The sequence below is a fragment of the Nocardioides proteolyticus genome, assembly GCF_051280635.3.
In the GTDB taxonomy this organism is placed as follows: domain Bacteria; phylum Actinomycetota; class Actinomycetes; order Propionibacteriales; family Nocardioidaceae; genus Nocardioides.
Window position 1 is genome coordinate 22,474 of sequence record NZ_JBNBPO030000037.1, and the last position, 7,304, is coordinate 29,777.

Consider the following 7,304-nt stretch of genomic DNA (forward strand, 5'->3'; position numbering starts at 1 on the left):
CGTCCGGAGACGGGTCGGCGGCTCGCCGGCGGTCATCGCTACTTGCTGACGACCAGGCCGTCGATGTGGACCGGCCGCCCCGAGGCGCTGACCACCTTGATCTTCACCGTGCCGACCCGGACCTTGCTGAAGGTCTCGATGCCGATGGCCTTCTTCTTCGCCGCGGTGCCCTTGAGGCTGATCGTGCCGATGCTCTTGCCGTTCCAGGTGACCTGCACCTTGCCACCGTTCGGGGCCTTGGCGGCGACCAGGACCAGACGGCGGGCGCGGACGCCGGTGCGGGTGAGCACCTTGCCCTTCGTCGAGGTGAAGGTGAGGGTGCCGTTGAAGTGCCCGGACTTCTTCTTGCGGTTCCAGCCCGAGCCCTTCAGGGACAGGTCGTCGAGCGGGACCGCGGTGCAGCGCTTGGCCGAGCGGGCGCCGAGGTTGTTGGCGTTGTCGACCGACTGCACCTCGAAGCAGTAGGTGCGGCCGAAGGAGCCCTTGAACCCGTAGGGGGACGCCAGCTGGTTGTCGCCGACCACCGTCGGGTTGCTGAAGGTGCCGCTGTTCCAAGGTGCGGAGCTCACGATCACGTCGGTGTTCTTGACCCCGGCGATCGTGTCCGTGGCGGTCCAGGTCACCGGGACGGAGGTCGAGACCACCTGCGGACCCGGGCCGGTCACCGTGGCGACCGGGCCGCCCATGTCGAGGTGGTCGGCCTGCACGAAGGAGGAGTTCCCTGCGGCGGACACGCCCACCGCCACCACGTTCCCGCGACGGTCGGCGTCGGCGGCGAACAGGCCGTCGTCGGCCGGGCCCGCGGCGTAGGTGCCGGCCGGAAGGAGCGGACTGGTGCGGTAGCGGAAGGTGAGCTGACCGCCGTCGTCGTGCACGACCGCCTGGCGGCCGGTGCCCGTCAGGAACGGTTCGGAGTCCGTCGAGGAGACGGTCCCCGCCTGGACGACTCCCGGCGCTCCGAAGCCGGCGGTCGGCGGCCGGACCGCCGAGAGCAGCCGGTAGTCCTCGCCGTCGAAGTCGGCCCAGCTCGCGATCGCGGTGCCGTCGGGGCTGACGTGGACCGCCGGCTTGGAGGCCGTCCAACCGGCGAGCGAGACGATGTCCGGACCGCCGACGGTGCCGCTGGTGCTCACCTTCGAGGACACGACCCGGTTGTCGGCGCCGTCCTTCCCGACGAAGACGACCGTGCCGGCGCCGTCGTCGGCGATGCCGACGTCGACCGAGAAGGCGTTGTCCGGCCACGAGGCGGCGTCCGGCGCGGACCAGCTGCTGGTGGCGGTACGGCGGCTGACCTCGATCGCGCTCTCGCCCTGGTGGAGGCCCTTGTAGCCGACCAGCACGGCCCCGTCGGGGGCGACGTCGAGCGAGGGCTCGGCGCCGTAGGAGTCGATCTGCGTGAACTGCGGGGCACCGCCCTTCGGCCACATGGCGGCGAGCAGGGGGTCGGTGGCGTCGATCTCCGCCGCGACGGCGACGTGGACCCGCCCGGCGTCGTCCATGCCGACGGCGGTCTCCCCGATCGCGGTCGTGGTGTGGGTGCTCAGGGTGGCGGAGCCGTCCCAGGTGCCGCCGCCGAGGTAGCGGGAGCCGCGCACCCGCTCCTCGCCGTTGACGACCTGGGTCCACACGGCGACGACGTCGCCCTTGGTGCTCGCGGCGAGGTGCAGGTCCTCTGCCGAGGTGACCGGCGCCGGGGTGACGTTCACGGGTGCCGACCAGTCGCCGTCCGTGGCGTGGGCGGCATACACCCGCACGCCGCCGACGACGGGCCGGACCCAAGCGGCGACGGCGTCGCCGTCGCCGGTGGCGACCACGTCGACGTCGGTGGGGAGTGCGCCGGTGCCGCTGATGTTGCCGGCGTCGTAGCCGGCGACCGCCTGGGCCGGCGCTCCGGCCAGCCCGACGGCGGCCGTGCCGGCGGCGATGACCGCCAGCGAGGTGAGTCCGAGAATCTGCTTGCGCATGGTGCTGCCTTTCAGAGGGGGGGTGGGTGCTGCTCAGTACGGCAAATCTGCTCCGTGACCGGCCCCGTCCACATCCGCGCGCACCACGCAACCAGCTCCCCGATCCACGGAGACAACGCTGAGGCAGCCCGCACAACGCTTACGATGCGCTCGTGCGCTGTCCGGTGCTGGTCTCCCGCACCACGGAGCAGGCGCGCCTCGCGGCTGCGGTGGGGGACCTGACCGGGGGACGCGGTGGTCTGTGGGTGCTGCGTGGCGACCCCGGGATCGGCAAGTCGCGGCTCTGCGCGGCGGTGCTCGCCGACGCCGCGGCCGGCGGGATGGCGGTGATGTCCGGTCGAGCGGTGCGCGCTGCGGCACCGACCCCTCTGCGTCCGCTGAGCGAGGCCCTGCTGGGCTGGCTGCGCAACCAGCCCGTCCCCGAGGATCCCCGGCTGGCGCCGTACCTGCCGGCGCTGGCACGCCTCGCGCCCCAGCTGGGTCCCGTCACCGACGACGGCGCGTCCTCGGTGATGCTGATCGGCGAGGCGCTGCTGCGCCTCGCCTCCTGCGTCGAGGAGCCCGGCCTGGTGCTCGCCGTCGAGGACCTGCACTGGGCGGGGCCGGAGACGCTGGCCGTGCTGGAGTACCTCGGGGACAACGTGGCCGACGTGCCGCTGCTGGTCCTGGCCACCACCCGGCCGCACGAGTCGCCCTTGGCAACCGAGGTGGTCGCCGCGCTCGAGTCACGTGGCTCGGCCACCGTCGTCGACCTGCACCCGATGGACGACGCGGACGTCGCCGTGATGGCCCGGGCCTGCCTGGGAGGGGAGCCCCCTGATGCGGCGCTCGCCTGGCTCCGCCGGTACGGCGCCGGGTACCCGCTGTTCATCGAGGAGATGCTCGCCGACCTCCGCGACCGCGCCCTCCTGGTCGGCGAGGGCGACTCCACCATGGTCTGGACCCTGGTGGGGGAGCCCTCGGTCCTGGTGCCCCAGTCGTTCGCGCGGTCGGTGGAGGAGCGCCTGCGCCTGCTCGGGCCGATCGCCCAGGACGTGGTGGCGGCGGCCGCCATGCTCGGGTCGGAGTTCGACTGGCGCATCGTCGCCGCGGCGCTCGGGCTGGAGGAGCGGTCGGTCGCTGCCGCGCTGCGGGAGCTCGGCGACCACCGTCTCGTCGAGCCGGTCCCGCCGGACGGCTTCGGCTTCCGGCACGCGCTCACCCGGGAGGCGGTGCTGGCCGGACTCCTCGCCCCCGATCGCGTGCGGCTCGCCGGCGTGCTCGCGGACGCCCTCGACGGCAGCGTCACCGGAGCGGAGGGGCTCCGCCTGCTGGCGGAGCTGTCGGAGGCTGCGGGGGACGAGGCCGGCGCGGCACGCCGCTGGCTGGACGCCGGGCGGGAGGCGGTGCTGAGCGGGGCGCTCACCAGCGCCCTCGACGCGGTGGAGCGTGCCCTCCGGCACTGCCCGCCAGGCAGCGCGCTGGAGGCCGACGCGTTGGAGGCCGAGGTCGAGGTGCACGCCCTGGCGGGCGACGTCACGCGTGCGGTCGCCGCGGGTGAGCGGCTGGTGCCGGAGCTCGCCGACGATGCCACCCGCCTGGCCGCCGTACGACTGCGGCTGGCGCGTGCCCTGCTGGCGGGCGGACGCTGGGACGAGGCCGCGGCGATGCTCGACGCGGCGGCCGGGCACGACCCGGTGGTCGAGGACGTCCTGGCCGCGCGACTGGCGCTGGGCCGGGAGGACGACCTCCTCGCGGCGCAGCGGGCCCGGGCTGCGCTCGACGCGGTGGGCGACGACCGGCCCGAGGTCGCCTGCGAGGCGTGGGAGGCGCTGGGCCGGGCCGCCCGGGCACGCGACTACGTCGCCGCGGAGGAGGCGTTCGAGGCCGGCTACCGGCTGGCGGAGGAGCACGGCCTGCGACTGTGGCAGTGCCGGCTGCTGGCCGCGCTCGGCAGCCTGGACCTCGCCGTCCGCCGCCCGGTGGAGGACCGGTTGGTCGCCGCCCGGGCGCTGGCGCTCGAGGCGGGTGCGATCGCGACCGCGGCCCGCATCGAGATCGAGCTCAACCTGGTGCGGCTGCGCTACCTCGAGCTGGACCGGGCGATGGAGGCCGTGGACAACGCGATCACGGTGATGAGCCGCCTGCGGCTACCCGACCTCGCCGTCGGCTACCTCCTGAGGGCCACCACCCATGGGCTGGCGGGCCGGCCGGAGGCGATGGAGCGTGATGTGGCCGTCGCCCTGGCGAGTCCGATGGACGAGGCCCTGCGCTCCGTCGGCGTGCCGGGCCACGTGCGCGCCTTCGTCACGCTGGCCCACGGGCGCTACGACGAGGCCCGCCAGCACCTCGGTGTCGCGATGGACTATCACCGGCGCGTCCCCAGCCTGCCGTTCTCACTCCGCGGCCTGTGGGCGCTCCTCGAGACGGTCCTCACCGGCGACGGTGCGGCCGCGAGGGAGGAGGTGCGCTCGGGCCCCCAGGCCAACACGCCGCACAACTGGTTCGCCCTGCGCTACGCCGACGCGGTGGCGCTCGGACGCGCCGGCCGCGGGCCGGAGGCCGAGCGCGTCTTCGCCGACGCGGAGTGGGTGCTGCCCGATCGGGAGCCGTGGCCCGAGCTCCACGCCCGGCTGCTCGTCGCCCGGGCTGCTGCGGCGGACGGCTGGGGCGACCCGGAGCCGTGGTTCCGGCACGTCCTCGACGGCCTGGTCGGCTACGGCCAGACCGAGGCGGCGTCGGTCTGTCGGGTCTGGATGCGCGAGGCGGGGTTCGCCGTGCCGCGCAAGGCGGCCGGCAGCGGCCGGGTGCCGGCGCACCTCCAGCGGCTCGGCGTCACCGCGCGGGAGTACGACGTCCTCGAGCTCGTCGCCGCCGGACTGCAGAACCGGCAGATCGCCGACCGGCTCTACCTCTCCGTGCGGACGGTGGAGACCCACGTCGCCCGGCTGCTGCAGCGCACGGGCAGCGAGGACCGTGGCCAGCTCGCCGGTCACCTCGCGGAGTGACTCACAGCCCGACCGGGGGCCGCTCCGCCAGGTGGAGGTCCTGGACCGCCTCCACCCGCTCGCAGTGCCACGACCGCGCGGGGTTCGTGTGCGTCGCCCGGACGGCGGCGAGGAGGTGGTCGAGGTCGGCCCCACAACCGACCTCGACCACCACCGTGCAGCGGTCCTGCTGGTCGGCGAGCAGCCAGCGGCTGGTGACGAACCCGGGCCGGCGGCGCAGCCACGGCGCCAGCTCGGTGCGCAGCCGCTCGACGACGTCCTCGGTCCGCTCCGGGTCGAGGGCCAGCGTCAGCAGCAGCGTCGTCATGCGTCCAGCATCGGCACGGTGGCGGGCCCGGGCATCCGTGGTGACCACGTAATCAACGATCGGCGCCCACCCGGCCGGCCACCGACCGATGAGTTCGGCGGCCAGCCCGGGTCGTCCCCGGTACGGCGCCCGCCGAGCGGCGCCGCGCGCCATCGTGTCCAGGAGGAGAGCGCATGACCACGATCCTGATGGTCGGTACCCGCAAGGGCCTGTGGGTCGGCCGGTCCGAGGACCGCGCCGGATGGACCTTCACCGGCCCGCACCACGACATGGAGGAGGTCTACTCCTGCCTCGTCGACACCCGCGGCGGCACGCCGCGGCTGTTCGCCGGCGCGTCGTCCAGCTGGCTCGGCCCGCAGCTGCGCTGGTCCGACGACCTGGGGGAGACGTGGCACGAGACGCCCAACGGCGCCATCCGGTTCCCGGAGGGGGCGGGCGCCACGCTGGCGCGGATCTGGCAGCTCGTGCCGGGCGCGGACGACGGCGTGCTGCACGCCGGCACCGAGCCCGGAGCGGTGTTCACCTCCAGGGACGGCGGCGAGACCTTCGCCCTGGAGGAGGCGCTCTGGAACCATCCCCACCGGCCGCAGTGGGACGCCGGGTTCGGCGGCCAGGCCTTCCACACCGTGCTGCCCCACCCGACGGACCCGGCATCGCTCACCGCCGCACTCTCGACCGGTGGCGTCTACCAGACCGCGGACGGCGGCGCCTCGTGGGAGCCGCGCAACCGCGGCATCCGCGCCGACTTCCTGCCCGAGGACCAGCGCTACCCGGAGTTCGGCCAGTGCGTGCACAAGGTGGCCCGGCACCCGAGCCGGCCCGAGCGGCTCTACGCACAGAACCACGGTGGCGTCTATCGCTCCGACGACGAGGGCGGCTCGTGGACGTCCATCGGCGACTCGCTGCCCAGCGACTTCGGCTTCCCCCTCGTGGTGCATCCGCACCGGCCGGACACCATCTGGGTGTTCCCGCTCGGCGGCGGCGACGGCCGCTACCCGCCGGACGCCCGCGCCCGCGTGTGGCGCAGCGACGACGCGGGGGAGTCCTGGACGCCGTACGACCGCGGCCTGCCGGACCCGTTCTACGTCGGTGTGCTGCGCGACGCGATGTGCGCCGACTCCCACGACCCGGCAGGCGTCTACCTCGGCGCGCGCAACGGCTCGGTGTGGGCCTCCGCGGACGACGGGGTGACGTGGCGACAGATCGTCGCCAACCTGCCGGACGTGATGACCGTCAAGGTCGGGGTGGTGGAGTAGTCGAAGGTCACGTCGGTGCGGCTGAGATATCGGGTCGGCGACGCGGGGTCCGCCACTAACCTGGGTGCATGACCGACGCCCCCGACATCAAGCCCCGCTCGCGCGACGTCACCGACGGCCTGGAGCGGGCCGCCGCCCGTGGCATGCTCCGGGCGGTCGGCATGGGTGACGAGGACTTCGCCAAGCCGCAGGTCGGTGTGGCGTCCAGCTGGAACGAGATCACCCCCTGCAACCTCTCGCTGGACCGGCTGGCGAAGGCGGTGAAGAACGGCGTCCACGCGGGCGGCGGCTACCCGCTGGAGTTCGGGACGATCTCGGTCTCCGACGGCATCTCCATGGGGCACGAGGGGATGCACTTCTCGCTGGTCTCGCGTGAGGTGATCGCCGACTCCGTCGAGGTGGTGATGCAGGCCGAGCGCCTGGACGGCTCGGTGCTGCTGGCGGGCTGCGACAAGTCGCTGCCCGGGATGATGATGGCCGCGGCCCGGCTCGACCTGGCCAGCGTCTTCCTCTACGCCGGGTCGATCATGCCCGGCAACGTCGACGGCCGCGACGTGACGATCATCGACGCCTTCGAGGCGGTCGGCGCCTGCCTCGCCGGCAAGATCAGCCGCGAGGAGGTCGACCGCATCGAGCGCGCCATCTGTCCCGGCGAGGGCGCGTGCGGCGGCATGTACACCGCCAACACGATGGCCGCCGTCGGCGAGGCGCTCGGCATGTCGCTGCCCGGCTCGGCGGCACCGCCGGCGGTCGACCGCCGGCGCGACGGCTTCGCCCCCCGGTCCGGCGC

At 74.2% G+C, this 7,304-nt stretch carries 5 protein-coding genes; 3 read left to right on the forward strand and 2 right to left on the reverse strand.

The genetic code is table 11. The features are described from left to right. Positions 1-38: 38 nt before the first annotated feature. Entirely contained in the window at positions 39-1,964 is a 1,926-nt protein-coding gene (locus ACPOLA_RS17710; RefSeq protein WP_435771829.1) for a hypothetical protein, read from the reverse strand. 152 nt (positions 1,965-2,116) lie between these two features. On the opposite strand from ACPOLA_RS17710, the gene ACPOLA_RS17715 reads away from it, so the two are divergent. After that, positions 2,117-4,951, forward strand: coding sequence for an ATP-binding protein (locus tag ACPOLA_RS17715; RefSeq protein ID WP_435771830.1), 2,835 nt, complete (start codon positions 2,117-2,119; stop codon positions 4,949-4,951). Between the two features lies 1 nt (position 4,952). On the opposite strand, the gene ACPOLA_RS17720 is transcribed toward ACPOLA_RS17715, so the two are convergent. Continuing rightward, entirely contained in the window at positions 4,953-5,258 is a 306-nt protein-coding gene (locus tag ACPOLA_RS17720; protein ID WP_435771831.1) for a hypothetical protein, read from the reverse strand. A gap of 173 nt (positions 5,259-5,431) precedes the next feature. Between ACPOLA_RS17720 and ACPOLA_RS17725 the strand changes: the two genes are divergently transcribed. Beyond that, a complete protein-coding gene (locus ACPOLA_RS17725; protein WP_435771832.1) occupies positions 5,432-6,514 on the forward strand; it encodes a WD40/YVTN/BNR-like repeat-containing protein in 1,083 nt (360 codons plus the stop codon). A 68-nt stretch (positions 6,515-6,582) separates the two neighbouring features. Next, positions 6,583-7,304, forward strand: a 722-nt coding sequence (locus tag ACPOLA_RS17730; RefSeq protein WP_435771833.1) for a dihydroxy-acid dehydratase domain-containing protein, incomplete at its 3' end; no start/stop codon positions are given.